The sequence below is a fragment of the Chryseobacterium salviniae genome (assembly GCF_035819015.1).
GTDB lineage: Bacteria > Bacteroidota > Bacteroidia > Flavobacteriales > Weeksellaceae > Chryseobacterium > Chryseobacterium salviniae.
The window spans coordinates 91298-116768 of the sequence record NZ_JAYLAA010000043.1 but is presented as its reverse complement, the minus strand read 5'-3'; the positions used below and the strand labels follow the sequence as shown (position 1 = coordinate 116768).

The 25471-nt window shown below is 36.1% G+C and carries 27 protein-coding genes; 5 read left to right on the top strand and 22 right to left on the bottom strand.

The genetic code is table 11. The annotated features are described in order from the left end of the window. Positions 1 to 49 precede the first annotated feature (49 nt). Complete coding sequence (locus SOP96_RS13555) at positions 50 to 547, bottom strand: hypothetical protein (protein WP_326321467.1); 498 nt, start codon at positions 545 to 547, stop codon at positions 50 to 52. 20 nt (positions 548 to 567) lie between these two features. Between SOP96_RS13555 and SOP96_RS13550 the strand changes: the two genes are divergently transcribed. Beyond that, positions 568 to 2694, top strand: a complete 2127-nt coding sequence (locus SOP96_RS13550) for a helix-turn-helix domain-containing protein (RefSeq protein WP_326321466.1) — start codon at positions 568 to 570, stop codon at positions 2692 to 2694. Positions 2695 to 3155: 461 nt separating this feature from the next. Here the strand turns inward: SOP96_RS13550 and SOP96_RS13545 are convergent, their stop codons facing one another. From SOP96_RS13545 to SOP96_RS13510, 8 genes are all read right to left on the bottom strand, one after another. Continuing rightward, complete coding sequence (locus SOP96_RS13545) at positions 3156 to 3488, bottom strand: hypothetical protein (protein ID WP_326321465.1); 333 nt, start codon at positions 3486 to 3488, stop codon at positions 3156 to 3158. A gap of 2 nt (positions 3489 to 3490) precedes the next feature. After that, positions 3491 to 3835: a hypothetical protein gene (locus SOP96_RS13540; protein WP_326321464.1), complete on the bottom strand. Its 345-nt coding sequence runs from the start codon at positions 3833 to 3835 to the stop codon at positions 3491 to 3493. A gap of 5 nt (positions 3836 to 3840) precedes the next feature. Continuing rightward, complete coding sequence (locus SOP96_RS13535; protein WP_326321463.1) at positions 3841 to 4287, bottom strand: zincin-like metallopeptidase toxin domain-containing protein; 447 nt, start codon at positions 4285 to 4287, stop codon at positions 3841 to 3843. Next, on the bottom strand, positions 4281 to 5111 hold the full coding sequence (locus SOP96_RS13530) for a hypothetical protein (protein WP_326321462.1): 831 nt from the start codon (positions 5109 to 5111) through the stop codon (positions 4281 to 4283). Before SOP96_RS13530 ends, SOP96_RS13535 begins: the two co-directional genes overlap by 7 nt. 350 nt (positions 5112 to 5461) lie before the next feature. Then, positions 5462 to 5767 (bottom strand): hypothetical protein, encoded by a 306-nt coding sequence (locus SOP96_RS13525; protein WP_326321461.1) that lies wholly within the window; start codon positions 5765 to 5767, stop codon positions 5462 to 5464. Between the two features lie 2 nt (positions 5768 to 5769). Beyond that, the gene (locus SOP96_RS13520) at positions 5770 to 6078 is read right to left on the bottom strand and encodes a hypothetical protein (RefSeq protein ID WP_326321460.1); all 309 of its coding nucleotides are present in this window, start codon (positions 6076 to 6078) and stop codon (positions 5770 to 5772) included. Positions 6079 to 6090: 12 nt separating this feature from the next. Further along, positions 6091 to 8322: a zincin-like metallopeptidase toxin domain-containing protein gene (locus tag SOP96_RS13515; protein WP_326321459.1), complete on the bottom strand. Its 2232-nt coding sequence runs from the start codon at positions 8320 to 8322 to the stop codon at positions 6091 to 6093. Between the two features lie 406 nt (positions 8323 to 8728). Continuing rightward, a complete protein-coding gene (locus tag SOP96_RS13510; protein ID WP_326321458.1) occupies positions 8729 to 9205 on the bottom strand; it encodes a hypothetical protein in 477 nt (158 codons plus the stop codon). Positions 9206 to 9566: 361 nt separating this feature from the next. Between SOP96_RS13510 and SOP96_RS13505 the strand changes: the two genes are divergently transcribed. Beyond that, the gene (locus tag SOP96_RS13505; RefSeq protein WP_326321457.1) at positions 9567 to 10571 is read left to right on the top strand and encodes an LLM class flavin-dependent oxidoreductase; all 1005 of its coding nucleotides are present in this window, start codon (positions 9567 to 9569) and stop codon (positions 10569 to 10571) included. A 65-nt stretch (positions 10572 to 10636) separates the two neighbouring features. Next, entirely contained in the window at positions 10637 to 11758 is a 1122-nt protein-coding gene (gene ribB, locus SOP96_RS13500) for a 3,4-dihydroxy-2-butanone-4-phosphate synthase (protein ID WP_326321456.1), read from the top strand. A 118-nt stretch (positions 11759 to 11876) separates the two neighbouring features. Here the strand turns inward: ribB and fmt are convergent, their stop codons facing one another. The 5 genes from fmt to folK form a co-directional block, all read right to left on the bottom strand. Beyond that, on the bottom strand, positions 11877 to 12824 hold the full coding sequence (fmt, locus tag SOP96_RS13495) for a methionyl-tRNA formyltransferase (RefSeq protein ID WP_326321455.1): 948 nt from the start codon (positions 12822 to 12824) through the stop codon (positions 11877 to 11879). Positions 12825 to 12865: 41 nt separating this feature from the next. Further along, complete coding sequence (locus SOP96_RS13490; RefSeq protein WP_326321454.1) at positions 12866 to 14767, bottom strand: RecQ family ATP-dependent DNA helicase; 1902 nt, start codon at positions 14765 to 14767, stop codon at positions 12866 to 12868. An 80-nt stretch (positions 14768 to 14847) separates the two neighbouring features. Continuing rightward, positions 14848 to 16308, bottom strand: coding sequence for an OmpA family protein (locus tag SOP96_RS13485; RefSeq protein ID WP_326321453.1), 1461 nt, complete (start codon positions 16306 to 16308; stop codon positions 14848 to 14850). A gap of 31 nt (positions 16309 to 16339) precedes the next feature. Further along, positions 16340 to 17452 (bottom strand): OmpA family protein, encoded by a 1113-nt coding sequence (locus SOP96_RS13480; protein WP_326321452.1) that lies wholly within the window; start codon positions 17450 to 17452, stop codon positions 16340 to 16342. A 21-nt stretch (positions 17453 to 17473) separates the two neighbouring features. Then, entirely contained in the window at positions 17474 to 17890 is a 417-nt protein-coding gene (gene folK / locus SOP96_RS13475; protein ID WP_326321451.1) for a 2-amino-4-hydroxy-6-hydroxymethyldihydropteridine diphosphokinase, read from the bottom strand. An 18-nt stretch (positions 17891 to 17908) separates the two neighbouring features. Here folK and sppA point away from each other — a divergent pair, with 18 nt between their 5' ends. Then, on the top strand, positions 17909 to 19666 hold the full coding sequence (gene sppA, locus SOP96_RS13470) for a signal peptide peptidase SppA (protein ID WP_326321450.1): 1758 nt from the start codon (positions 17909 to 17911) through the stop codon (positions 19664 to 19666). Between the two features lie 68 nt (positions 19667 to 19734). Here sppA and SOP96_RS13465 read toward each other — a convergent pair whose 3' ends face one another. The 6 genes from SOP96_RS13465 to lnt all read right to left on the bottom strand — a co-directional run bounded on the left by SOP96_RS13465 (position 19735) and on the right by lnt (position 23596). After that, complete coding sequence (locus SOP96_RS13465; protein WP_326321449.1) at positions 19735 to 20001, bottom strand: GlsB/YeaQ/YmgE family stress response membrane protein; 267 nt, start codon at positions 19999 to 20001, stop codon at positions 19735 to 19737. Positions 20002 to 20070: 69 nt separating this feature from the next. Then, positions 20071 to 21024, bottom strand: a complete 954-nt coding sequence (gene ftsY / locus SOP96_RS13460; RefSeq protein WP_326321448.1) for a signal recognition particle-docking protein FtsY — start codon at positions 21022 to 21024, stop codon at positions 20071 to 20073. A 181-nt stretch (positions 21025 to 21205) separates the two neighbouring features. Beyond that, the gene (locus SOP96_RS13455) at positions 21206 to 21358 is read right to left on the bottom strand and encodes a DUF4295 domain-containing protein (RefSeq protein WP_002976755.1); all 153 of its coding nucleotides are present in this window, start codon (positions 21356 to 21358) and stop codon (positions 21206 to 21208) included. A 20-nt stretch (positions 21359 to 21378) separates the two neighbouring features. After that, complete coding sequence (rpmG, locus tag SOP96_RS13450) at positions 21379 to 21561, bottom strand: 50S ribosomal protein L33 (protein ID WP_027379950.1); 183 nt, start codon at positions 21559 to 21561, stop codon at positions 21379 to 21381. A gap of 7 nt (positions 21562 to 21568) precedes the next feature. Then, the gene (gene rpmB, locus SOP96_RS13445) at positions 21569 to 21808 is read right to left on the bottom strand and encodes a 50S ribosomal protein L28 (RefSeq protein ID WP_029294538.1); all 240 of its coding nucleotides are present in this window, start codon (positions 21806 to 21808) and stop codon (positions 21569 to 21571) included. A gap of 153 nt (positions 21809 to 21961) precedes the next feature. Further along, positions 21962 to 23596, bottom strand: a complete 1635-nt coding sequence (gene lnt, locus SOP96_RS13440; protein WP_326321447.1) for an apolipoprotein N-acyltransferase — start codon at positions 23594 to 23596, stop codon at positions 21962 to 21964. Positions 23597 to 23651: 55 nt separating this feature from the next. On the opposite strand from lnt, the gene SOP96_RS13435 reads away from it, so the two are divergent. Beyond that, the gene (locus SOP96_RS13435) at positions 23652 to 24071 is read left to right on the top strand and encodes a VanZ family protein (RefSeq protein ID WP_326321446.1); all 420 of its coding nucleotides are present in this window, start codon (positions 23652 to 23654) and stop codon (positions 24069 to 24071) included. A 92-nt stretch (positions 24072 to 24163) separates the two neighbouring features. Here SOP96_RS13435 and proC read toward each other — a convergent pair whose 3' ends face one another. After that, positions 24164 to 24970 (bottom strand): pyrroline-5-carboxylate reductase, encoded by an 807-nt coding sequence (gene proC / locus SOP96_RS13430; protein WP_326321445.1) that lies wholly within the window; start codon positions 24968 to 24970, stop codon positions 24164 to 24166. Next, entirely contained in the window at positions 24967 to 25374 is a 408-nt protein-coding gene (locus SOP96_RS13425) for a helix-turn-helix domain-containing protein (protein ID WP_326321444.1), read from the bottom strand. The genes proC and SOP96_RS13425 overlap by 4 nt, the downstream gene beginning before the upstream one ends. Positions 25375 to 25471: the final 97 nt, after the last annotated feature.

The window sequence follows — 25471 nt, the reverse complement described above, 5'->3', positions numbered from 1 at the left end:
TCTTATCAAAATAAAAATCTTGCTCTACAGCAAGATTTTTTTATGAGTTTTAAGAATTAACCAGTTCTGCTTTTCCATTTACACATTTAATAGAAGCCGGAGGCATTACCATCATACAGTCAGATACCGTAGAATATTTCTGGTTAAACGCTTTTACTTTTGCGGTATAATCATTAATTTTTGGTAAAATAGAGCTTTCCATTTTTTTAGGGTAAGCGATATAAAGCTGAGGTCCGCCGCATCCTTTAGCGCCCATGGGAGCAAAAGTCCATTCTGAAGCATCCTTGCATTTTTCTTTTGAAATTTCAGATTCAATAGAAGCTTTCAATTTATCCAATTGAGCCTGGTCATATTTCTGGCTGTTTTCATCAGCGGGTCTTTCCGAAATATCTTTAGGAAGAGTGGCATCCAGATTTTTTACTGAAGAACAGGAAGCCATAAAAAGCACGATACATAAAGCGAATACAGGGATTTTCATAAGTTGTTTTTCTCTCGTTATCTTCAGGAATTTCCAAAAGTTATGCCAAGGTAAGGATTTAAATTTCATTTTCCGTAATTTTGACGGCGATGAACAATCATTTTTTTGACTTAATAGAACATACGAACCGAAGTGTATTTTTAACGGGAAAAGCGGGAACAGGAAAAACCACTTTCCTCAATGAATTTGTAAAACGCACTCGGAAAAAACATATTGTTGTTGCACCTACGGGCATTGCAGCAATTAATGCTGGAGGCGTTACCATTCATTCCATGTTTGGGCTTCCGCTGAGAACTTTTCTTCCGACAACCGAAAGAATTGATACCAGTCTGGCAAACAATATTGCCGACCTGATGCCACATTTCAAATACCGGAAAGATAAGCTGAAACTTTTAAGAGAAGTGGAAATCATTATTATCGATGAGGTTTCCATGCTCCGTGCCGATGTTCTGGATATGATGGATTTTTCATTACGGTTTATCAGGAGAAATAATCAGCGTTTTGGGGGAGTTCAGATGTTGTTCATTGGAGATTTGTATCAGCTTCCGCCAGTGGTGAGAGACGAGCATATTTTAAAGATGTATTATCATTCTCCGTTTTTTTTCGACAGCCATGCGATCAAGGAAATTCCTTTGATTACGATTGAGCTGACGAAAGTGTACCGCCAGTCTGATGAGAATTTCCTTGCCATACTGAATGCGATCCGTGACGGTGATGTGGCCAATATCGATTTTGAACACTTAAATGAAAGATACAATCCAGATTTTGAAATGGGCGACGAGCCGTACGTTTATCTCTGTTCCCATAATAAAATGGCAGACGACATCAATCAGGAAAAACTGGATGATTTAAAGGTCAGTTCTAAAACCTATGAAGCTAAACTTTTCGGGGAATTCAGAGAAAACCAGTTCCCGAATGAGCAGTTTCTTGATCTTAAGGTAGGTGCTCAGATCATGTTCATCCGAAATGATATTTCAGGGGAGAAGAAATATTTTAATGGAAAGCTGGGTGAAATTTCTGCTTTGGAAGAGAATGAAATAAAGGTGATTCTTGACGGCAGCGAAAGAGAAATTACCGTAAAAAGAGAAGTCTGGGAACAAAAAAAATATTTTCTTGATACCGATAAAAATATCAAAGAAGAAGTATTGGGAAGTTTCGAACAGTTTCCGATAAAACTTGCCTGGGCGGTAACCATCCATAAAAGCCAGGGACTTACTTTCGACAGGGTGATTATTGATGCCGGGAAAAGCTTCACGGCAGGGCAGGTGTATGTGGCGTTATCTCGGTGTCGAACATTGGAAGGTATTGTTTTAAAATCTAAAATTACTCCGGAAGTTATTTTTAAAGACAATAGAATCCTTACTTTTCATAGCGATACGGTAGCCAATGATAAGGTTGAAGCTATTTTAAATAATGAAAAGTATGATTACAGCATCAGGAAAGTGCTTCGTACAGTAGATTCCCAATGGTTGCTGAAAGAAGTGGAAGACTGGAATAATCTTTCCATGGTTACGAAAAGCCTCAATCACCTGAAGACAAAGCAATTGTATAATCAGATAAAGCCTGAAATTGTAAGCTTGGGTAAAATATTTGAGAAACTGGAACGGGTTATTTTCCAGAAGGTTAATAATTTTATCAAACAGAAAGAAGAATGGTCTGAAATTGAAAATAAAACCAAAGGAGCCGTAAATTTCTTTTTTACGGAAATCAGGGATAAAGTCTTCAGTCCGCTGAAAGATTTTTATGCCGAAATTAAAGGAACCAAAGGCTTGAAACAATACAACGAAGAATTTAGGGTGTGGCTGGAAGATATTGAAGAATATTTAAACAGTCTTAAAGAAATTCACCTGCTGGAAACCAGGCTTCTCGACGAAAAAAACAATCAGGAAGTGAGCATGAAGATTGCCAAAGTGCCATCTCAAGTTCTCACTTTTCAGTTATTTGAGGAGGGGAAAACCATTTCGGAAATTGCTTTGGAGAGAGGATTGGTAAAGGAAACGGTCATCGGGCATCTTGCAAAATTTGCAGAGCAGGGATTGCTGGATATTTCAAGAGTTGTTACTTCCGATAAAATCAAAGCTTTTGAAGATTTGTTTAAATCTGATCCTAAAGAAACTTTAACGGAATGGAAAAACGCATTGCCGAGCGATTTTGAATTTAATGAAATCAGGATTTTGATTAATCATTATACTTATCTGAAAGAGAAATCGAAATAAATATTGCCGACGTGTAAATCATAAACCTCACAGGTTTTTAAAGCCTGTGAGGTTTGTTTATTCAATCAATCTCTGTTCACATGATAGCCAATAATTTTTAAATAAGGGGAGAGTAATCCTTAGAAGCAGGGTCGTAATTTTTTTCATCCGGTTTAAAGTCTTCCAGTTGCGCGGCACACCATCTGATAAGCATTCATAATATTTCCTGCATCATCAACTTCAATCAAAATATCAAATTCCACTGTAGATTCCGACTGAAATTGATTAAATTTATGATTGGGATTTCTTGGTAGCTGTCACTTTCCTTTGGCTACTGTATTTTCATATACATATGCTATTTTCCTCTTGTATTCTTTTAAAAGTTTTTACTATTTGTTCTACTTCTACTTTTGTATATTTCATAATTTATAATCTTATAGAATACTGAAGACTATTTTTATTACAATCTTTTAATGCTATAATTATTTAATAGCGGTTAATATGTATTTACCATTGTTATCTAACTTAGCTTTTAATGGTAGCGGTCTTCCCATAGAATTGTCTAAAAAGCCCTCTATTTTTCCTGTATCATCATCTATAAAAATCAATATTGAGACATATTCATCTTTTTCAAATTGATAATCTGGCACAGGAACACCAACACACCACCCGTTTTTTATCTGTTTAATATTATGACCCGCATCAATATTATTTTCAAACTCAATAAAAATGTCTTTGTCTGTATAGTACTCTCTTTTAATGTCTTTCATTAATTTAAGAATAATAGATTCTATTTCTACTTTTGTATGTTTCATTTTTACTCTTCAATAGTGAACTTTACATTAGTACTACTAACAATGGTTTTTCCATCATTTAATAAAGAATAGGTAATTTTAGATTGACCGAGTGAATGAACTAACAAAAGAGGTAATTTTTTATCATCATCAATATATAGCAAAGCACCTCTGCTTTTACCAAAATCTTCTTCTCCCCATAAAAAAGAAATCTGCCAAATGTTTTGATTTTTGTTTTTGTTATAACCAAAAAAAGAATCTTCACTTAATTCTACACACTTTATTTGATTCTCGTCATCATAACCGAATCCAGAATTGTTTAGAATTTTTTTAGATAATTCAATTATTTGTTCCTCAGTATTTTTCATAATTCTTATTTTAATATTCCTAATTTTCTTAATTTTACTAATTCTTCCATTTCATCAATGAAAATTTTGCTTACTCCAGATTCTTTCCTGAACTTATTCATATATTCGTAAGAATCTACAAGTTCAATTTTTGTCCATTTATCTTTTGTTTTCCAGATAGCATCCCAAACTATTGTTTCATCTTCCCACAAGGGTAGTTTGGCATACTCTTCAGGTGACAATCTTTTCCAGGTTTTCATATGAATCATTTCATGAAAAACGGTTAACTCTGAAACTTCTGAACGCAAAAACATAGTTTTAAGTCTTGGATTGAAAGAACCTACTACACCTCTTGCATTCCAGTCTTTAAGCTTTTGCTTCATTCCAAAGTCCTTATCTACGATTTTCAAATCTACATCATAAAGTTCCTTTAATAATTTTCGAAGTTTTTTAATCTCTTTTATAGTTAACAACCTGCCCCCATCGATCCAAAATCATCATTAATTTTTCTGAAAAGCTCCTCAATATCCTCAACTACTTGATCATGAACCCTATTGCCGCTTCCAAATATAGTATCAATTTTCTTTCTAATCCATTCCGCAACTTTACCGCTTTTTATTGCTTCCAGCATTTCTAAAAACTCCTTTTCCAGCCATTTATAAAGATCTTTTGCAGAATTGGCAACTTTCTTCCCTAAACCTTTTCCAAAATTAATAGCTTTGGCTCCCAGCTGCTCTGCTTTGGCTGTCAATCGACTGATTTTTGCAGATGCTTCGGCAACTAATGAGCTTCCGCCTGTGAAGTAAGCAATTAAAGCATCCAGAATTAATTCAAGGGCAACCCCTCCTATAAAGCAAGCCCAGAAATATTCATTTAAATCTTTTATTTGAATAAATTTCTTTTTCAGCATATCAGAAAACTCAGAAATTTCTTTCCAAATCTTTCCGTCACTAAAAAGATTTTTAACACCCTCAAAAAATTCTTTAGAGTTTTTTGCAAATAAATCTACAAAATCCTCAATAAATTCGAGTTCTTCCTGATGCTTTGCCAATTCCAAAGGACTGCTTTTTTCTATTTCAAAAATTGGAAATTTTTCAACTACCATTGCCAAAAGCATAATGATAGTCTGTACCAGTGAAATAAGCCCATTGATTAAACCACACAAGAAAGCATTGATTTTAGCGATCTCGCTATTGAGTTCTGCTTTGATAAAGTTTTCAATTCCTAAAACCACATTCAGCAAATCATTAAAAACAGCTTTCAGCTTGTTGTATATAATTTTGATACTTTCAGGCATATTATCCTCTATGATGTTCTTTACCAAATAAGTAACAGCAAAAAGCACATCATCCGAAATAGCAGGGGTAGCCTTACAATATTGAAAACAGCAGCAGTAGAAATTTCATCAAATGAAGTGACAAAATCTTTAAGATTTTTCAAACCATCTGCCACAATATGTGGAGACTCAGACATATTCTTATATTGATTGTTGGGGAATGGAACAGGAATAATAGGTTTGTATTTAACTTTTTATCGCCCTGCAAGAGTTCTTCAATAAATTTGATAAATCCTTTAAATCCTTTTGCGCAAGCTTTAGTAAAAAGAAAACCACTTTCTGATATATTTCGAAAGTGGTTTTGGCAGCTATTAAGGTCTTTTGCTTTTTACAAAGTATTTGTCTTTTTCTGCATCATAACCTAAAGTTATAGAACCATTCCGAAACAGTAATTTTCTAGGAGTTTTAGTGTCGTCATCTATATGTAAAATTGCATCTACATTTCTACCATAATCCTCTTTTCCATATAAGAATCCTATTAACCAAATATTGCGATTTGGATATAGCTTATTTTCATCAAATGTTACTTTAACTTCTTCTTTTGTGTCATATTCAAATTTAATATCTTGCATTACTTTAATACCCAAATCTAATGCTTCTTTGTTTTTAATATTCATAATTAAGGTCTCTTATCTTTTACAAAATATTTGTCCTTTTCTGCATTATAACCTAAAGCTATGAAGCCATTACGATAGGAAATACTGACGGCTAATTTTTCATTATCATAAATGGAAACGTGAACTCCAACATTTCTTCCGTAATCTTCTTTTCCATATTGAAAACTAACTAGCCAAATATTAATACCTTGTTCAAGGATTTTGCCATCATCATATTTGGCAGTAATTTCATCTTTTTGATCATACTCAAAACCAATATCACTCATTACTTTTTTACCCAATTTTAAAGCTTGTTCTTCTGTTAAAGTCATATTAATAATATTTTAAATTTTATTTTTAGGATATTTTTTAGAAATCTGTTCCATCTCATCAATTACTTTAGGAATGGCTCCTTGTTTAAAAGTTTCTTCTTTATAATATCGATAAGAATCCACAAGTTCTAGTTCCGTCCATCTTTGTTTAGTTTTCCAAACTCTCTCCCATACAAGTTCCTCCAATTTCCAGTTTGGGGTATTATGATATTCGTCAAAACCTAACTTTTTGAAATCGTCTATATGCCAAACTTCATGTTGTACAGTAAGTTCTGTGGCATCGTAGCGTAAAAACATTTTTGGTGGTATCTCATGGGTTCTACAACTAGCCAATATATCTTTGGGATAAGTCGTCCAGGCTTTATACCTGTTAGGGTGGCTTCTCTTCGTTACTATTTCAACTTTAAGACCAATATCTGCATATTTTTCTTCTATTAATTTCGCCATTTTTTGGAGTCCCTTTCTCGTAAATCTTTTTCCTCCTCCACTTCCTAAAAGTTGTTTTCTATAAATCTCTTCAATTTCTTTATCTATTATAGACAGCTTTTTAGGTTTAGCTTTTATAACGACTTCCTCTATATCCTGCGCTTCCTCCGCCAGATCCTCCGCCTTTGCTCCATTTTTAGCGCCCTGCAAGAGTTCTTCAATAAATTTAATAAATCCTTTGAAACCTTTTGCGCAGGCTTTGGAGAATCTTAACATTAGTTTACCAAGCCCCAGCAGCAAATCAGTAAGCCCAAATGTTGCTGCTGAAAATGCTTCTCTGGTTATAACCCGAAGCAGGCTGGATGCTTTCTGTACATAAGTGGCCCCTTTTACCACGTTGCCTTCCCCTGCGGTAAAGATAAGAAGTAGAATGTTGATAATGAACTCAAAGACTATAAGCCCTGTATAAAATGCTACTGTATAGCGAGAAGTGTTATCCCAGTATTCTTTCAATTGGTCAAAAATACCCTCAAAATCAGATTGGGATATATTCACACTGGATCGAAACAGTTTTTTAACCCCTTCTAAAAACACAGGTACATTTTCATATACCCAATCCAATACATCTTCTGCTTTTTCCAAAAGGTTTCTTCTTTCCAAATACTGCTGGTAAGAAAATGTAGTGGTAGGCTGTAAAAGAAATTCCAGAATATACAAAATACATTGTACCAAACTCACCAATCCATTGAGGATCCCACAGTTAAAAGCATTAAGGATTTTTAGAAACTCAATCCCTTTCTGTGCCAAACCAGAAACGATTTCATTAATTTCTGATAGAAAGGTTTTGATGGTATTGATAATTCCTGTAATCCTGGTTACCAGTTTTTTGAAGGAGTCAGGCAGATGGTCAATAGCAGCATCCTTAACCTTGTCTGCAGATTGTTTTACCAACTCCCAAACCTGGCTGAAAGCTGTTTCTACGCCCTGTACAAAAGGATTGCTGCCCAGATCTTCAAAAAATTGCGCAGCCTTGTTCATATTTACAGGAACTGCAGCCCCTGCAAAAAGAGGAATAAGGGGAGAATAATCTTTAGATGCGGGGTCGTAATTTTTTTCATCCGGTTTAAAGTCTTCCAGTTGCGCGGCACACCATCCGATAGCGTCTGCAGGAATTTGAGAAATGTTTCCTAATAGTTTGTCAAACTGTTTGTCATTTGTATAAAACTGATATTCTCTCATCAAAGCATCCCGTACAAGAGTGGCATTAATTTTATCTCCTTCATGGGTATAAGCCAGCTGTGCCAGATAACCTGCCTCATCTTCCATAGAAGCAATGTTCTTGAAAAACTTTCCATTGATTTTAGATGGCAAAGGCTCCGGAAATTTTTTAAAGAGGCTTACGAAATAATCCCCCATTTTAGCAGCATAAAAATCTCCTGCAAAGTTGAATTTCTTGGAATTAGGCTTTTCATAAAATAAGAAAAGGCTTTGAGGTTCTCTTTTGTTAGCATTATAACTTCCCAATACCTGAGAACCATTCTCACAAGGCAAAACTGCTGCCCTGTATTCGTAGCCTTTTTCTCCTTTTTCATTGATTCCGGTTGAAGGAAATACAGATACGGGATCGTCTGTAAGATAAGAATACCCCAACGGTGTATTTCTGTAGTCATGGAATTTACTCCGAAACTGAGGAGAATTATCTCTGTTGATAATTGTATCTGCAAAAGCATTGTTTCCTGTAAATCCTTGATTTACTTCTTCAAAAGAAAGTATTTTGAACTGGGAGAGATCCCCGAACTCATCGTCAAATTCTTCCATATTTTGTGTTTTTAATGATTATTAATTTTGTTTACATATTTCTAAAAGCAAAGCTAGATCCTGCCTGCGTCAAAACCTGGCGTGTTATTTTTATTTGAAGAATTAATCCTTACCATCATGAAACAACATTCCATTGTTATTTGTTATAAAAAAGGATGGACAATTTAATTCTAAGGTAAATCAGACAGCCAATAATAAACTGTCTGATTTTGTTTTCCTTAAAATTTTGATAGAAATAGCCGAAATTTTAACCGGGTTTGCCAAAATATTAGCCAAAAGATTTAAAATTTTGGACAATACACCTAAACATAAAATAAGAAAACTTAAACAGAAGGTAAAAAGACTTAATCAGGTCTTCAATTCACCTTAACGTTTAGGTCACGGGTGCTTTCTATGCTATTTTGAATTATTTTTCGGCTTCGGTATTGTTACTTTTGGCTGTTCTTGGAAAAAACTGTTTCAGGTCTGCTACTTTTTCTGCAAAACCAACCACCTCTCTTCCTTTTTTGTATTGGGAGTATGCATAATCGTCTAAGGCATCATTATAATTATCGTAATCGTGTAAAATCTTGGTGCTTTCCATTTGATATACCAGGCTGGCTAATTTCTCCTTTCTTGTTTCTAAGAAAATCCGGGCCTGATAATCATTTTCAAACTCATCCCAATTCACATCATCGGCACTCAGCTGGGGCTGGTTCATTTTATAATCTCTCACCTTGTTTACGAAAAGCTTGTTCTGTTCGTTTATGGTTCCGTAAAGTTTTCTTTGATCTGCATTGAGAGCAGCGAGTTTTCCCTGGAATAAAGCTTCTAATTCTGCAATTTTAGCATCAATTTGTGTTTTTAAATCATTGGTAAACGGTGTCTGAATAATGTTTTTCATAATTATTAAATATTTATTCAAATGTAATAAAAATGAATTAGTTCTCAATAAAAGATATTTTAATTATATGAATTGGTTGTTTTTGGTAAAGTTTTATTGTGAAATAATTAATGATTGAATTTTTTTACATTTAATACAAATATTAATAGAATATTATACTCATTTGCTGTAGGTTTTGTAATACATTTTCATGGATCTAAAGTTTTCGGAACAATTATATTGTAAAATAATTAGGTAAAAAATAAGTTTTTCAATAGTTTTTCCCTGAATTCATCAATCAGTCTTATCAATTACAAAAAGTAACTAATGAAAAATATTAGCGTTAAATTTGCTTAGGTTTTAAGAACCTAAATTTTAAATTATGCAAAACTTCGAAATATCCGTGCTGGATCTTGCTCCCGTAAAAAAGGACAAGACCATTCACGACACCTTTCAGGACAGCCTTTCATTAGCCAATCATGCCGAAAGTTTAGATTATAAAAGATTCTGGCTTGCAGAACACCATAATATGGAAAGCATTGCCAGTTCGGCAACTTCTGTTCTGATCGGTTTTATCGCTAACGGAACCAAAAAAATAAGAGTGGGCTCGGGTGGAATCATGCTTCCAAATCACAGCTCTCTCGTTATCGCCGAACAATTCGGTACTCTGGAATCGCTTTTCCCGGGAAGAATTGATCTCGGATTGGGTAGAGCTCCCGGAACGGATGGTCTCACAGCACAGGCTTTAGGAAGAAATCCGGCCATTATCAATCAGCAGTTTCCAAGACAGATCCTGGAGCTGCAGAAATATTTCTCTAAAGAAAATTCTGAAGCGCTGGTACGGGCAATTCCTGGAGAAGGCCTTGATATTCCTTTGTATATTCTGGGATCAAGCACAGATAGTGCTTTTTTAGCAGCAGAGCTTGGGCTTCCTTACGCATTTGCAGGACACTTTGCTCCGGAACAGATGGAAATGGCTTTCAATATTTACAGACAAAATTTTGAAGCTTCAAAATACTGCACCGAACCTTATATTATTGCTTGTATCAATGGGGTAGCTGCAGAGACTTCAGAAGAAGCTCATAAAATTTCTACCACTTTATTCCAGGCGTTTATCAATATCATCCGAAACGACAGGAAACCTTTTGCTCCGCCTGTTGATGATATGGATAACATCTGGTCACCGATGGAAAAATCGATGGTTTTACAGAAGCTGCGTTATACATTAATAGGTGATCAGGCTGAAATTGAAGAACAGCTGAAAAGCTTTCAGGAAAAGTTCAATGTTAATGAACTGATGATTAATTCTCATATTTATGACCATCAGAAAAGATTGGATTCATATACAATTTTCAGAAAAGCGAAAGACGCTGTCCTTAATGGATAACAAACCCTTATCATAATTGGGAGATGCTTATTTTATGAGTATCTTTGCAAAAATTTAAAGTAAAAATGTCTGATATTAAATTAAATACTATTCCCGAGGCTATTGAAGACCTTAAAAATGGTAAAATAATCATAGTAGTAGATGATGAAGACAGAGAGAATGAAGGGGATTTTCTTTGTGCCGCAGAACTGACGACACCGGAAATCATTAATTTTATGGCACTACACGGAAGAGGATTGATCTGTATGCCGCTTCCCGAAAAAAGATGCGATGAGCTTGGTTTGGAAGTAATGGTAAGTCGCAGCAGCGATCCGAAGGAAACAGCTTTTACCGTATCGGTAGATCTTCTTGGAAATGGAACTTCAACCGGTATTTCCGCGGCAGACAGAGCCAAAACCATTCTTGCTTTGATGGATGAAAAATCTAAACCGACCGATTTTATGCGTCCCGGACATATTTTTCCGCTACGCGCAAAAAAAGGAGGTGTTTTAAAAAGAGCCGGTCATACGGAAGCTGCGATTGATCTTACCTGTCTGGCAGGATTAAAAGAGGGAGGGGTGATCTGTGAAATCATGAACGAAGATGGTTCCATGTCTCGTTTGCCTGAATTGTATGCTTTTGCACAGAAACATAATATGAAAATTGTTTCGATTGAAGACCTGATTCATTATCAGCTGAAAAAAGGAAATCTTATTGAAAGAATTGAAGAAAGAAAGGTAAAAACGGCTTACGGAGATTATGATTTTTATGCCTTCAGGGAAACTTCAAATGATCAGATTCATTTTGCTTTAACAAAAGGAGCATGGACGGTTGATGAGCCTGTTTTGGTAAGAGTACAGTCTTCCGATTCTTATTTTGACGTTCTGACAAGATTAAATAACGGTGAAAAGCCTTTGCTGGAGAAAGTAACCAGTATGGTGAACGAAGCAGGAAAAGGTGCTATTATTTTCATTAATAATGTTTCCAGTTCCGAAAATACATTAAGAAAACTTCAGCAGTTCCTGAATTATCAGGACGGACAGGTTCAGCATCCGACATTAGCGTACAACTACAGAGATTACGGTATCGGAACTCAGATCCTGAAAAATCTTGGAATCAATAAATTTAAAGTAATTACTCAGAATCCTAATATCAAACCACAGGTTGGAGGATACGATGTTGAGGTAACTGAGATGGTACAACTTTAAAAGTAAATGGTCAATTGTGAATTAAATTCGTTGTTAATTTGGAATTGATTGATACCTGTTAAATATTCAACCTTCAAGGTTTCAAAAACCTTGAAGGTTTCTTTTTAATAAATTTATTTTAAATAATCTTAATATTCTCAAAGCTTCTGAAACCGTTCAAAAAATCTTTAATACTCATTCTTTTCTTTCCTTCAAGCTGTAATTCTGAAGGGTAATATATTCCGTCCGCAGTATAAATTTTAAACTCATTTTTTGAAATATCCAACGTTCCGGCAGGCTTGTCATGATTTTCAACCTCGAATTTACCATTGAAAATTTTCAGTCCTTTTTCGTCGTTTCCAATTTGTAAATTGGTGAAAGCAGCAGGATAAGGCGACATTCCTAAAATAAATTGGTGAACCTCTTTAGATTTTTTTGTCCAGTCTATTTTAGTATCTTCCTTAAATATTTTATAAGCATTTTTAGGATGCTCAACGTGAGGTTGAGGCCTTTCCGTAATGGTATTTTCAGCAAGCCCATCCAGGGTTTTCACTACGAGTTTTGCGCCCATTTCCATGAGCCTGTCGTGGAGGCTTCCTGCGTTTTCATCAGGCAAAATCGCTAATTCTTCCTGAAGCAGGATATTTCCTTCGTCAATTTTTTCGTTGATAAAAAAAGTAGTGGCTCCTGTTTTTTCTTCACCATTGATTACCGCATAATTAATAGGAGCAGCACCTCTGTAATCCGGAAGCAGGGAAGCATGAAGATTGAACGTTCCTATTTTTGGCATTTCGAAAAGTACTTTCGGCATCATCCTGAATGCAACTACCACAAAAACATCGGCATCGAGCTTTCTCAATTCTTCCAAAAACTCAGTATTTCTTAATTTTTCAGGCTGAAAAACAGGAATATTGTTTTCCACTGCAAAAATTTTTACGGGCGACTGATTAACCTTCTGTCCGCGCCCGCTTGCCTTATCTGCTACGGTTACAACTCCCACGATTTCATGATGAGATTGATGAATTGCTTCCAAAGATGTTTTTGCAAATTCCGGAGTCCCTAAAAAAACGACTTTCAATGATTTCATGATGCAAAGATAAGCTGTTTATCAATAAAATTAGATATAACTTAGGCTAAAGCATATGTTCTGAAATTAAGCATTTTCACTTTGCCGGAATCTAAAAGATAAATAAGAGTTTCCAGAATATTTTCTTTAGGATGATAATTCAGCTGAATGGAAATTTCCTCTATCGTGCAGGGCTTTTCAGCAAGCACCTGAATGATTTCACCAGAAATATTCTTTCCGAAAATAGACTGCCTGTTTCTTTCGCAAACTGAACATTTTCCGCAGTTTTTAGATTTCTTTTCACCAAAATAAGTGAGAATCAGTTTCATCTTACAGTATCGGCTATCCTCAATGTAAAATTTCATTTCTTCCCATTTCTGAATTTTGTTTTTCTGAATGTGTTCAAAAAGCTTCCAGTATTGGGAATTATTTAATCTTTCGTCTCTTGGCCTTAGAAATTTAATGCTGGATAAGGCACCGTCAATATATTCAACATATCCTTTCTGCTGAAGCTCTTTCAGTCTTTCTTTAATTAAATGAACACTAACCCCGATCTTATTGCTTACCTGTTGTTCGCTGAACATTACTTTGTGCGCTGTAATTCCTGAAACTGTACGAAGCATAAGCTCAATAAAATAAGAATCTTTTTGAGGAAGCTGATCTATCTCATCAGGCTGCATCAGAAGCTGCAGGGAAGAAAGGCTTTTATAGTCGTTGAAATAGATAATTTCCTGATTGTGAAGAAAATTCAGGACGTTTTTAATTTTGGCTGATGAAAGCTTTGTAAAATTCTGAATTCCGTTTAAATTCAGCTCAAAAACTTTTTCGGGCATTTCAAATTCTGCTACCTGGAAAATGGAGTAGAGGTAGCTAAGGATCTTTAAGAATTCTGCCTTGTTCGGAATCTGGTTTTTTAGAATGTCGTCAAAATTGGAAAGCTCCTGTTTGTCCCAAAGCAAAAAGGCAAAGCTTTCCTCGTCATCTCTTCCTGCTCTTCCGATTTCCTGGTAATAGTTTTCAATGGAAGGAGAAGGGGAATAGTGAATCACAAAACGTACATTGTCTTTATCAATCCCCATCCCAAAAGCGTTAGTTGAAATGAGAACATGGCTGTCACTGTTGTTCCAGATGGTTTGTTTAGCGTTTTTGTCTTTAGTTGTGAGGCCTGCATGAAAAAAATCAACGTTTTTTAATTGTTTTTTTTGTAAAAATTCGCTGAGAAGCTCGGCTTCTTTTCTTGTTCTTACATAAATAATGCCCGACTGTCTGGTAAACTTCAGGATGTCATAGATTTTCTGGAATTTATCGGAAATCTCTTCAGTAAAAATTCTGATATTATCCCTTTTAAAACTTCTCTGGAAAACCTGCGGATTTTTAAGTTCAAGCTTTGCTTTAATTTCATCCAGAACTTTCGGTGTTGCTGTTGCCGTTAAAGCCAGACAGGAAATTTTAGGATTATTTCTTCTGAATTCTTTAATATTCTGGTAACTTGGTCTGAAATCCTGTCCCCATTCCGAAATACAGTGTGCTTCATCCACCGCAATAAAAGACATCTGAATTTCTTCGATATTCTGAAGAAATTGTTTATTGGTCAATCGTTCCGGAGAGATATACAACAATTTTGTCAATCCTTCCTTACAACGATTGTAAATGCCTTCAGCATCATATTCATCCAACTCGGAAGACAAATATTCGGCTTCAATACCTCTTGCTTTCAGCTGGCTTACCTGATCTTTCATTAATGCCAAAAGAGGCGAAATTACGAGGCAGGTTCCTTCTTTTAGTAAGGCAGGAAGCTGATAACAAAGCGATTTTCCGGCGCCGGTTGGTAAAAGAACGAGGGTGTCTTTCTCATTAATGACAGAATCAATAATGGCTTCCTGGGAATCCCGGAAGGTACTATACCCCCAAAAATATTGTAAGGTTTTAAATTTTAATTCTTGAAAATCTTGTTGGGAAATCATGGGATAAAAATAGTAAAACTAAGCTAACGAAAAAAGCCACGCTTTGCGTGACTTTAGTATTGTTTATGAAATGAGCAATATTATTTAGCCTCAAAATAAACCCTTCTGTTGGCTCTGTTTTTCCATTCAGGGCATTTTGTTGCAGGGTTACATTCTGGATATTTAAGATTTTTCTCACCTTTTCCTACAGCATTTAATTTATCGGACTGAACACCATTTTCGATTAAATAATTTTTAACACTGTTTGCTCTTCTTTCAGATAATTTTTGGTTATAGGCATCAGATCCTCTGGTGTCGGTAGCGCCTATTACGGTATAAGATCCATTGGAAGAGTTGATATAGTTTACGGCATTGTTTAGGATAGGAGTGTTTGAAGGTAAGATTCTGTCTGAGTTTAAATCAAATTCAATTCCTTCTAATTTTGTTTCACCCTCTATCACTGGTCCGTCTGGTACAGGAGTAGATGTAGGGCATCCATTGTTTTCAACTGGTCCCGGAACGGTTACACATTTATCGTAAAGATCAACTACTCCGTCGAGATCAGTATCAAGAGCAACACCGGCACCGTCTACTCTTGCTCCCGAAGGAGTGTCAAGTTGTCTGTCCCAGTCATCACAAACACCATCATTATCAAGATCGCCTTTTTTACAAACTTCAATATCCTGATTTTTGCTGGCCAGAACATCCAGTTTATAATACATTTCCTGAAGCGGATCATGCCACATCACATGAGATTCATGTTTACCCAGTTTCAAGGAAAGCCCCAGTGTTGCATTAAAGAAGTTGTCGGAAACCTGTTCTTCTCTTTGGTTGATAGCGCTATATTTGTCGCCTCCACCATCGAACTCATCATCACCGGTAATCGCATACATTACTCTTCCTTCAAGATCAATTCTATGGTTTACCTTGAATTTAAGACCTGCTCCGGCTTGTGCAAACATAGAGCCAAGTTTAAAAGGTTTAACTTCAGTTACCATTCTGTCTCCTGTCTCATCTTTCTGGTATGCACGGTATGCCAAAGTTCCTAAGCCGGCATATCCATGCAAGGCCCATCGGTATGGGGAGTGGTTATCCACTCTTCTGAACAGGTTGGAAAGGTTAACGTCTCCGATTAATGAAATGGCATCATACTGTGTTCGTGCACCAACCTGCTGTTTTGCCGATGCATTAGCGGGTGCGTCTTTTTTTGTATTGAACCATCCTTGTCTGGTTTCTCCTCTGTCATATTGCAAATTAATTCCGAAAGCGTGGGTAATTGCTTTATCAATACTTACGTATGCGGAATAACCAAATAGATTTTTACCATTACCGTTTTTTAAGGAAGTTAAATCTGCAGACTGAACCAATGGTACACCGGCACCAAATGAAACTGCCCAATCATTGAACCTTTTTGATTTATTTGTGAACGGGGAAATATTTGCAGAACCTGAAGAGAATGTATTTGGGTATTCTCTGCCTGAAGAGACTGCTGTTGAGTCTTGTGCAAAGCCTGTTGCGGGAACAGCTAATGCTAATGCAACAATCGCTAAACTTAATTTCATATGTATTTTTTTTAGTTATTTAATAATAGTTTTATTTATTTGTAGGGCAACCCTGGTTTTCAACAGGTCCTGGAACAGTTATACATTTGTCATATAAATCTATAGTTCCGTCCATATCAATATCTAGTGCAACGCCGGCACCATCCACTCTTGCTCCTGAAGGGGTATCAGGCTGTCTGTCCCAGTCGTCGCAAACACCATCATTATCTGCATCTCCTTTTTCGCATACAAGAAGTTCAGGGTTCTTGTTTTCGAGGATATAAGCTCTGTAGTATGCCTCTTGGAGAGGATCGTGCCATGCGAGATGTGTCATATGCTTTCCTAATTTGAAAGAAAGGCCGAGATTTATAGTCCATGCATTATCAGATCTTCTTTTGTCAATCATATTATATTTTGAAACTCCGGAGCTTGGATCATAGTCTCCAGGACCTGCATATCCGCCACCATCGAACTCATCATCTCCACTGATGATATACATGGTTCTTGCTTCAATATCAATAAGCCTGGAAACATTATATTTTACCCCAAGCCCAAACTGATAATAAATGGAATTTATATCTAGTTTCTGATTAATGAACAAAGGGATTCTTGCGGGAGCATTACTCCATCTGAATTCATTATTGTCATGCAATGACGTATTGAAGTTCATCACACCAATACCTGCGTATCCATGCGCGGCCCATCTGTACGGAGAATGATTATCAACTCTTCTTAAAAGATTGGAAAAATTAATATCACCCAATAAAGCAATCTGATTAAATTTCGTTTTTGCCTCCCCGATTCCCGCGGCAATACCTGCTGCTCCTTCCAGCTGCGCCTTCTGTGTTGTTTCACCTCTCTGATAAATAAGGCTTATCCCGAAAACATGCGAGATCTGTTTGTCTAAGCTTACATAGGAATTATACCCCCAGTTAACCTTTTGATCGGTAATGGATTTAAGATCCGAATGAACCATAAACGCCGCACCCCCTCCTATTGATACAGACCAGTCGTTAAATCGTCTTGTTGTATTATTAAAAGGTTGGACGTTCGCTGAACCTGAAGAAAATGTATTGGGATACATATCAGTAGAGCTGACAGCAATACTATCCTGTGCATACATTGCAACAGGCATTGCAGCCAATAACAATAAACTTAATTTCATACAATATGTTTTTTATGTTTTTTAGATAAAATCTTTTAATAATATTCTTGAAAATTCTCTTTCAGAAAGGTGTTTCTTATGAGGGATTCTTAACCTTGCTGATACAAATTTTATTTCATTGAACGTAACGATATCAATATCAATAACCCTATCGGTATGGCCGCCGGTTACAGCAGAATCGTCTGTTCGTCCCATTTCCGCTTCAATACTTTTTATAAGGGTAAGGAGCTGAAATGGCGAAAGATGTGTGAATATTATTGTTGCAATATTACAAAAAATATTGGAACTGGCAAATTCCACCGGCTCGGATGTTAAAAAATCACTTACTTTAAATATTTCATTTCCTGCCTGTTTTATTTTGTCCAGAGCGGTCCGCAGGTTTTTTTTTTGATCCCCGAGATTACTTCCAAGTAACAAAACGACTTTATGTTGCGACATATTGAAAAATGATTATTTATGAAAAGCTTTTTTAAAAATGTACTCGCAAATATAGTGGCTATTGTCATATTATGTGTTGTGTTTTTCTTCTTTTTCATCATAATGCTGGTTTTTAGTGCCATGGGAAGTGAAAAGTCTGTAGTTGTAAAAAAGAATTCGGTACTTACGATTAATCTCAAAACCAATATCATTGACAGCCCTACTGAAGAGCAGACAGGATTGTTTGATATCAGCGATCAGAACAAAAGTGTTCTGATTTATGATGCAGTAGAGGCGATTCACAAAGCCAAAACAGATGATAATATTAAAGGAATCAGTATTGAGGCAGATTACCTTAATGCAGGAGTTACCCAGATTGATGATCTTCGAGATGCTATTGCAGATTTTAAAAGAAGCGGTAAGTTTGTGTATGCATATGGAAATGCCGTTTCACAGGCTTCCTATTATTTAGGTTCTGTTGCCGATCAGTATTACCTGAATCCGGCAGGTATGATTGAACTCAAAGGTCTTGCCACAGAAGTAACCTTCTTCAAGGAATTTGCGGATAAATATGGAATTGGAATTGAAGTAATCCGTCACGGAAAATTCAAATCTGCCGTTGAACCATTCCTCAGAAATGATATTTCTCCCGAGAATAGGGAACAGCTGAGCACTCTTCTGAATGATATCTGGAAAAACACATCCTCAAAAATGGCGGCTTCAAGAAAAATTGATACAGCTGCTTTCAGAACCGTAGTTGACAGCCTTTACGGAATGATTCCTGAATTGGGGCTTAAATACAAACTTGCAGATAAGCTGATGCAGAAAACAGAATACGATCGGTTGATTAAATCAAAACTGAACATTAAGGATGATGAAAAATTAAATAAAATTTCTTTAGGGAAATATATTGCTTCGTATTCTGAAGATGAAAAATCCGGAGATAAAATTGCTGTTTTATATGCCTCAGGATCAATCTACGGAGGAGATGAGTATAATGACATTTATTCTGAAAAATATATTAAATATATTAAAGACCTTCAAAATAACGATAAAGTAAAAGCTGTGGTCTTTAGAATTAACTCTCCTGGAGGAAGTGCCAATGCGTCCGATGAAATTCTTTTTGAGCTTCAACAGTTAAAAAAGAAAAAACCACTTATTGTTTCCTTTGGTGATTATGCGGCTTCCGGCGGTTATTACATTGCGATGGCAGCAGATAAGATTTACTCTGAACCTAATACTTTAACTGGATCCATAGGTGTTTTCGGCGTCATTCCTTATTTCAAGGATGTTGCCAATAAAAACGGAATCCGCTCAGACATTGTTTCTACGAATGCCAATTCTCAGTATTATTCCGCATTAAATGGCGTTACCCCTTACGGAGTAAACCTTATTACGAGAAGTGTTGAAGGTACCTATAAAAGATTTGTGTATTTTGTAACGCAGAACAGAAAAAAGACTTTTGAACAGATTGATGCTATTGGCGGAGGAAGAGTATGGAGCGGAACAAGGGCCAAACAAATAGGTCTTGTAGATGAGCTGGGAACATTGAATGATGCGGTAAAATTTGCTGCACAGAAAGCGGGCTTAAAATCTTATGCCGTCGCTTCATACCCGAAAAGCATGACGCCTTTCGAGCAGATATTTAAAGACCTGAATCAGGATGAAATTTCGGCAAGAGTGATTAAAAACAAGATCGGAAAATCAAACTATGAAATTCTTCAGCAGGTTACAGAAAAGAGAAAGCTGCAGTCTGAAATAAAAATGGAAATGCCTTACCAGATTAAAATTAACTAAATTATATTGTACAAAGAAACGGCGGATTTGAAATTTCAAATCCGCCGTTTTAATTTTATCAGCTTTAATTAAGCGTTTGTCTTCCGCGTAAGCATTCCGTATATCCACAGAACCAGTAAAGCTCCTCCGATGGCCAGGATCCAGCTTCTGAAATTCCAGAAAGAATCTACATCCCCCCAATGAAGTACATATACGCCTATTGCTCCCCCAATAAAAGCGCCGATGATCCCCAGAATCATAGTGATCAGCATTCCGCCTCCCTGTTTTCCTGGCATTATTGCTTTAGCAAGTGCTCCGGCCAGCAGTCCGAAAATAATCCATGTTAAAAATCCCATAATTGCATTTTTTTAATGTTAATATTTAATTTAGTTTAGTGCTGATTTTGGGAAAATATGATTTTTACATCATCTCTTCTTGAAAAATGAATCTACAAACTCTGTACCATTAAACAATTGCAGGTCCTGCATCTTTTCGCCGACACCAATATACTTCACCGGAATCTGGAACTGGTCTGAAATGCCTATTACAACACCGCCTTTCGCTGTTCCGTCTAGTTTTGTTACTGCCAGAGCATTCACTTCTGTAGCGGCAGTAAACTGTTTGGCCTGCTCAAAAGCGTTTTGACCCGTAGAGCCGTCAAGAACCAATAAAACCTCATGTGGTGCATCCGGAATAACTTTTTGCATTACTCGTTTAATTTTGGAAAGCTCATTCATCAGATTGATTTTATTGTGAAGCCTTCCCGCCGTATCAATAATTACAACATCAGCATTTTGGGCAACAGCACTTTGTACCGTGTCAAACGCCACGGAAGCGGGATCTGATCCCATTTCCTGTTTCACGATAGGAACACCCACACGCTGGCTCCAGATGACCAGCTGATCTACTGCGGCAGCACGAAACGTATCTGCAGCTCCCAATACAACTTTTTTACCTTCAGAGGTAAATTGATGAGCCAGTTTCCCGATGGTTGTTGTTTTTCCTACACCATTTACTCCTACCACCATAATGACGTAAGGTTTTTTGGAAGTATCTATATTTCCTGTTCCTGCATGAGGATTTTCCAGCAATAATCCTGAAATTTCCTCACGAAGAATTTTGTCTAACTCATTTACGCTTACATATTTATCTTTTGCAACACGCTGTTCAATTCTTTCTATGATTTTGATGGTGGTAGAAGCTCCTACATCGGAGGCAATAAGTACTTCTTCAAGGTCATCCAGAACCTCGTCGTCTACTTTGCTTTTGCCGACTACGGCTTTCGTCATTTTTTCGAAAAACCCCTGGCTGGATTTTTCCAATCCTTTATCTAAGGTTTCCTTTTCTTCTTTTTTAAAAATTTTTTTAAACCAACTCATCTTTATGAATAACGGAATTTTATGTTTATTGATGGAGGCTGGATGATGGAAGTCTGAAGTTTTTGCAAATTGTACCAACTTCTGGCTCCCGGCTTCTGACTTCCAGCTAGATTAAAAACAAAGATAACAAAAAAACTACCCAAAAGCTGAGTAGTTTTTTATATTGTAAATAAAGTGTAGATTATTTTTTCAAATAACCGTCTACTTCGTCTGCATTCATTACTTTTTCTTCGAAAACGTAAGCTCCTGACTTGGAAGACTTAACCATTTTCACCACTTTGGTCATTTTTTTAGACTGACCGCTTTGTAGGGTTGCTACTACTTTCTTTGCCATGGTAAATTATATTTTAATAATTACTTGATTTCTTTGTGAACGGTTACTTTCTTAAGAACAGGGTTGTACTTTTTCAACTCCAGTCTTTCAGTGGTGTTCTTTTTATTCTTTGTAGAAATGTATCTCGACATTCCTGGCATACCGCTTTCTTTATGCTCTGTACATTCAAGGATTACTTGAACTCTGTTTCCTTTTTTTGCCATGATTCAATTACTTTTTAATCAATCCGTTTCTGGTTGCTCTTTCAAGAGCTTCCTCGATTCCAATCTTGTTAATCACTCTCAATCCATGAGCTGATACTTTCAGTGTTACGTGCTTATCTTGCTCCGGAAGGTAAAACTTCTTCTCCAATAAGTTAATTTCAAAACGACGCTTCGTTTTGTTATTAGCGTGAGAAACGTTGTTACCAACCATTGCACGCTTTCCTGTTATTTGGCAAATTCTTGACATATCTCGATGTTCTTATTTGTACTATAATATTTGAGAGTGCAAAATAACGAAGAATTTTTTAGATAGACAAATCTTTTGAAAATTATTTACAAATAACTTAGTGGTAATTGCTTCAAATAATCTCGTTGTTTCTTTACCCAACTTCCTGTTTTTCTATCTTTTCTTCGTTCTTGCCTGAAATCTTTTAATTAAAAAATAAAACAAAAGGAACCCCAAAGCAAAAATCGAAAATCTTGAAAGCAAATCTCCGGCTCTCGTGTAGAAAGTCATAGTGTCGTATAAGTTTATTTTTGCAAATAGGGCGGTTTTATCTCCGTAAAAAGTATCTTCAATAATTTCTCCCTTCGCATCAATATGAGCCGAAATTCCGCTGTTGGCAGCCCTTGCAATCTCTCTTCTGGTCTCTATCGCGCGAAGCCTTGCATAAGACAAAAGCTGTCGGTGGCCTTCTGTAACACCCCACCAGGAATCGTTGGTCATAATTCCTAAAAAATTGGCTCCTTTTTTTACATACTCTCCGGTAAATTCACCATAAATACTCTCGTAACAAATGATTGGAGCTATCTTTCCTTTGTTGAAAGGATTGGCAAAGGCCACTCTTTCTTTATCGGTACCTAAAGAAGCGACAGTTCCTCCAAGATTAAGCATGGCATCGCCTAAAAGAGGCTTTAAATAGCTCATATAAGGAAAGATCTCAACACCCGGAACCAGCTTTCCTTTATGATATACTTCAACCTTTCTATTAGGAATAACCTGAACGGCAGAATTAAAACTTTCAACCCAAAGCCCGGGATTCAGCTGGTAGGCTTCTTTAGGCAGATTTTCTCCGGCAGTGTAAAACTTGTGTGAAGAAATTCCTGTAGCAAATACAGAACCCTGATGTTTAGATAAAAATTCTTTAATATTATTTAGGATAACACTTTTTTCAAAACTACGTTCCGAAATGGAACCTCTGCCCGGAAGTGCGGTTTCAGGAGCAATGTAATAATCTATCTTTCCTTTTGAATTTTTTTCGGCCAGATCCAAAAGATCATTTTCGATAACCAGGCTGTCTTTGGAATATTTTTCCGCATAAGGATCCAGATCCGGCTGAAGCATCAGCACATTGACGCTGCCGATTGGTTTTTCATTAAAGTTATTGTATTGCATGCCTGAAATAATCATTGGAACGATAATCACAGCTGCTACAATTGATGTGTTTTTAATTAAATCTTTTCTTTTTCTTCCGGCCTGCCAGATTCTTACCGTGTAAAAAATGAGAACATTTACTACTAAAATCCAGAAGCTTCCCCCTGTAGCTCCCAGTGTATCATACCATTGGATCAGTTTCGGGTACTCTGAAAATACGTTGCCCAGATTCAGCCACGGCCAGGTAAGTTCCCATCCTAAATGGAATTTTTCAAAACTCATCCAGATAGCCACTAAAAAGGCCAGTCCCCAATACGTTCCCTGTGCATTTTTATACCAGTGATAGCACTGAAAAACAAGTGAATATAAGAATGAATTTACGAGTACCGGAAATAAAACTGCCATCATTGAATGGCTCCCGTCTGGGTTTTTAGATCCGTACAGCCAGCCGGTAGTCACCACATTCCAAATTATAAAGCATAGATACGATAGCCCGAAAACGACCCAGCTTTTTCTTTTATAATCTGAAAATTTAGAAACACCATGCTCCATCATAAGAAGCGGAACCAGCGCAAAAAATATAAAAAAAGGAACTCCGTAAGTAGGCCACGAAATGGATAATAGCATCGCTGAAATGAGCGTAAGTAAAACGTATTTCATTCAATTTATTTATAATACAAATTTAATGTTTTTGAAATGAATAAATTTGCATACGATGTTAAAGAAATTTTATAAAATTGGTATTGTTCCCTATACTGTATTTCTGCTTTACCTGATGTTTTTCGGGATGGGCAGAACGCAGTATGAAGATAATTTGCTAACTATTGAACCTATATTTTCAACAATAAATTTTATAAAAGGGTCTATTTCATGGAAAGATATCATCATCATTGTCGGAGGAAATATCATTATGTTTATTCCTTTCGGTTTTCTGGGTTGGATATCTCTGAAGCTTAATGATTTGAAAACGTTGTTATTTACTTTTATTTCAGCAATTGTTATCGTAGAAGCACTTCAATATTTTTCCAGAATGGGGATTTTTGAGGTAGATGATGTCCTGCTGAATACTTTTGGTGCCTTTTTAGGATTTTTATTAAAAATTTTAATTGAAGAAAAGTGTAAAATCGTTGATTAAGTATTAGATTCACAATTTAATAAAGTTAGCATCCCGTAGGAATTTAAGCTATATTACATTTTAAACTTAACAAATTAATTATACTTAATCGGTTAGCCATTATTCAGATCTTTTGCTCTTTTTTCAGCATTCAGAATGCCGTTTTTCAGGATTTCCTTTAAATTATTTTCATTAAAAGTTTTCAGAGCCGCTTCTGTTGTTCCGCCTTTTGAGGCAACGTCTTTAATAAGTTCTTCTAAATTTTTGTCGGAATTATTAATCAGGTGGTAAGCGCCGAGCATCGTCTGATTTACGAAAAGTTTCGACAGGTTTTCATCAATTCCCATTTCCACTCCTGCTTTAATCATTGCATCTACAATATAGTAAAAATATGCCGGCCCGCTTCCGGAAAGTGCCGTAACGCCATCTAATAATTCTTCATTTTCAAGATAAACGGATCTTCCAGTTGAATTCAGTAATCTTTCGATATTGATGAGCTGGCTGAAGGAAATTCCTGCCGCCGAGGTATAGCCTGTAATTCCCATCCCCAAAAGAGTAGGGGAGTTCGGCATTGCCCTTACAACTAAAGGGTGGTTTAATAATTGTTGAATTTTTTCGATTTTAATTCCGGCCATGATGGATAAAACCATCTGGTTTTCTTTAAGCCGAAACCTGAAATTTTCCGCAACATGCCTGAAATCCTGGGGTTTGACAGCGATAATGATTAAATCGGCATCAAGTTCTTCAACTTCATCAAAAGTTGAAATCTTGGATTTTGGAAATTCTTCTGCTATTTTGGAAAATTTAGATTGATTTCTTGTGATTAAATGAAGGTTTTCCGGTTTTATCAGTTCGTATTTCAGGAATGATTTTGAAAAAGAGAGCCCCATGTTTCCGGCCCCGAGAATAGCTATTTTCATATTGTGTGGTTTTCTTTGAGTTTATTCAGGAAATTATTTTTTAGCAGAGATTCTATCAGCTTACTTTGACTTTCCATGAGTTTTACCATTTGTTCCTGATTGTCTAAGATTTTGCTAATCAATTCTGGAGATAGAGTATTTATTGTTGATTCAAAAATTACACTTTGTGAATCTTCAAACTTTGCATTGGACATGTCTATGTTTGGAATTTGTGCTTGTACCAAATCTAAAAAGTCAACTTCAAAAATTTCTGCTAATTTCTGAAGATTGGGTAAAGTTGGTTTTGCCTGTCCGGCTTCCCATTTATTATAAGCAGACTGAGAAATATCCAGTTGATGGGCTACATCCATTTGTGACCACCCCTTTTGTTCTCTTAGTTTACGAAGTTTTGTTTCTAAACTCATCAAATTATGTTTTAAAGCTAAAGTAATACTTTTTAAAATTACAACCAACGGTTGTTGATTTTATAACTTTTAGTTGTTGATCAGTAAAATTAGTAAA

Bases quoted from the DNA above. Each gene is read 5' to 3' on its own strand.
- SOP96_RS13490 (WP_326321454.1), bottom strand. From the start codon at position 14,767: ATGATTTCCCAACAAGATTTTCAAGAATTAAAATTTAAAACCTTACAA.
- fmt (WP_326321455.1), bottom strand. From the start codon at position 12,824: ATGAAATCATTGAAAGTCGTTTTTTTAGGGACTCCGGAATTTGCAAAA.
- ribB (WP_326321456.1), top strand. From the start codon at position 10,637: ATGTCTGATATTAAATTAAATACTATTCCCGAGGCTATTGAAGACCTT.
- SOP96_RS13505 (WP_326321457.1), top strand. From the start codon at position 9,567: ATGCAAAACTTCGAAATATCCGTGCTGGATCTTGCTCCCGTAAAAAAG.
- ftsY (WP_326321448.1), bottom strand. From the start codon at position 21,024: ATGAGTTGGTTTAAAAAAATTTTTAAAAAAGAAGAAAAGGAAACCTTA.
- SOP96_RS13485 (WP_326321453.1), bottom strand. From the start codon at position 16,308: ATGAAATTAAGTTTAGCGATTGTTGCATTAGCATTAGCTGTTCCCGCA.
- SOP96_RS13435 (WP_326321446.1), top strand. From the start codon at position 23,652: ATGTTAAAGAAATTTTATAAAATTGGTATTGTTCCCTATACTGTATTT.
- SOP96_RS13545 (WP_326321465.1), bottom strand. From the start codon at position 3,488: ATGAAACATACAAAAGTAGAAATAGAATCTATTATTCTTAAATTAATG.
- SOP96_RS13555 (WP_326321467.1), bottom strand. From the start codon at position 547: ATGAAATTTAAATCCTTACCTTGGCATAACTTTTGGAAATTCCTGAAG.
- rpmG (WP_027379950.1), bottom strand. From the start codon at position 21,561: ATGGCAAAAAAAGGAAACAGAGTTCAAGTAATCCTTGAATGTACAGAG.
- SOP96_RS13515 (WP_326321459.1), bottom strand. From the start codon at position 8,322: ATGGAAGAATTTGACGATGAGTTCGGGGATCTCTCCCAGTTCAAAATA.
- lnt (WP_326321447.1), bottom strand. From the start codon at position 23,596: ATGAAATACGTTTTACTTACGCTCATTTCAGCGATGCTATTATCCATT.
- SOP96_RS13520 (WP_326321460.1), bottom strand. From the start codon at position 6,078: ATGACTTTAACAGAAGAACAAGCTTTAAAATTGGGTAAAAAAGTAATG.
- SOP96_RS13540 (WP_326321464.1), bottom strand. From the start codon at position 3,835: ATGAAAAATACTGAGGAACAAATAATTGAATTATCTAAAAAAATTCTA.
- SOP96_RS13480 (WP_326321452.1), bottom strand. From the start codon at position 17,452: ATGAAATTAAGTTTATTGTTATTGGCTGCAATGCCTGTTGCAATGTAT.
- SOP96_RS13550 (WP_326321466.1), top strand. From the start codon at position 568: ATGAACAATCATTTTTTTGACTTAATAGAACATACGAACCGAAGTGTA.
- rpmB (WP_029294538.1), bottom strand. From the start codon at position 21,808: ATGTCAAGAATTTGCCAAATAACAGGAAAGCGTGCAATGGTTGGTAAC.
- SOP96_RS13510 (WP_326321458.1), bottom strand. From the start codon at position 9,205: ATGAAAAACATTATTCAGACACCGTTTACCAATGATTTAAAAACACAA.
- folK (WP_326321451.1), bottom strand. From the start codon at position 17,890: ATGTCGCAACATAAAGTCGTTTTGTTACTTGGAAGTAATCTCGGGGAT.
- sppA (WP_326321450.1), top strand. From the start codon at position 17,909: ATGAAAAGCTTTTTTAAAAATGTACTCGCAAATATAGTGGCTATTGTC.
- SOP96_RS13530 (WP_326321462.1), bottom strand. From the start codon at position 5,111: ATGCCTGAAAGTATCAAAATTATATACAACAAGCTGAAAGCTGTTTTT.
- SOP96_RS13425 (WP_326321444.1), bottom strand. From the start codon at position 25,374: ATGAGTTTAGAAACAAAACTTCGTAAACTAAGAGAACAAAAGGGGTGG.
- SOP96_RS13455 (WP_002976755.1), bottom strand. From the start codon at position 21,358: ATGGCAAAGAAAGTAGTAGCAACCCTACAAAGCGGTCAGTCTAAAAAA.
- proC (WP_326321445.1), bottom strand. From the start codon at position 24,970: ATGAAAATAGCTATTCTCGGGGCCGGAAACATGGGGCTCTCTTTTTCA.
- SOP96_RS13525 (WP_326321461.1), bottom strand. From the start codon at position 5,767: ATGAATATTAAAAACAAAGAAGCATTAGATTTGGGTATTAAAGTAATG.
- SOP96_RS13465 (WP_326321449.1), bottom strand. From the start codon at position 20,001: ATGGGATTTTTAACATGGATTATTTTCGGACTGCTGGCCGGAGCACTT.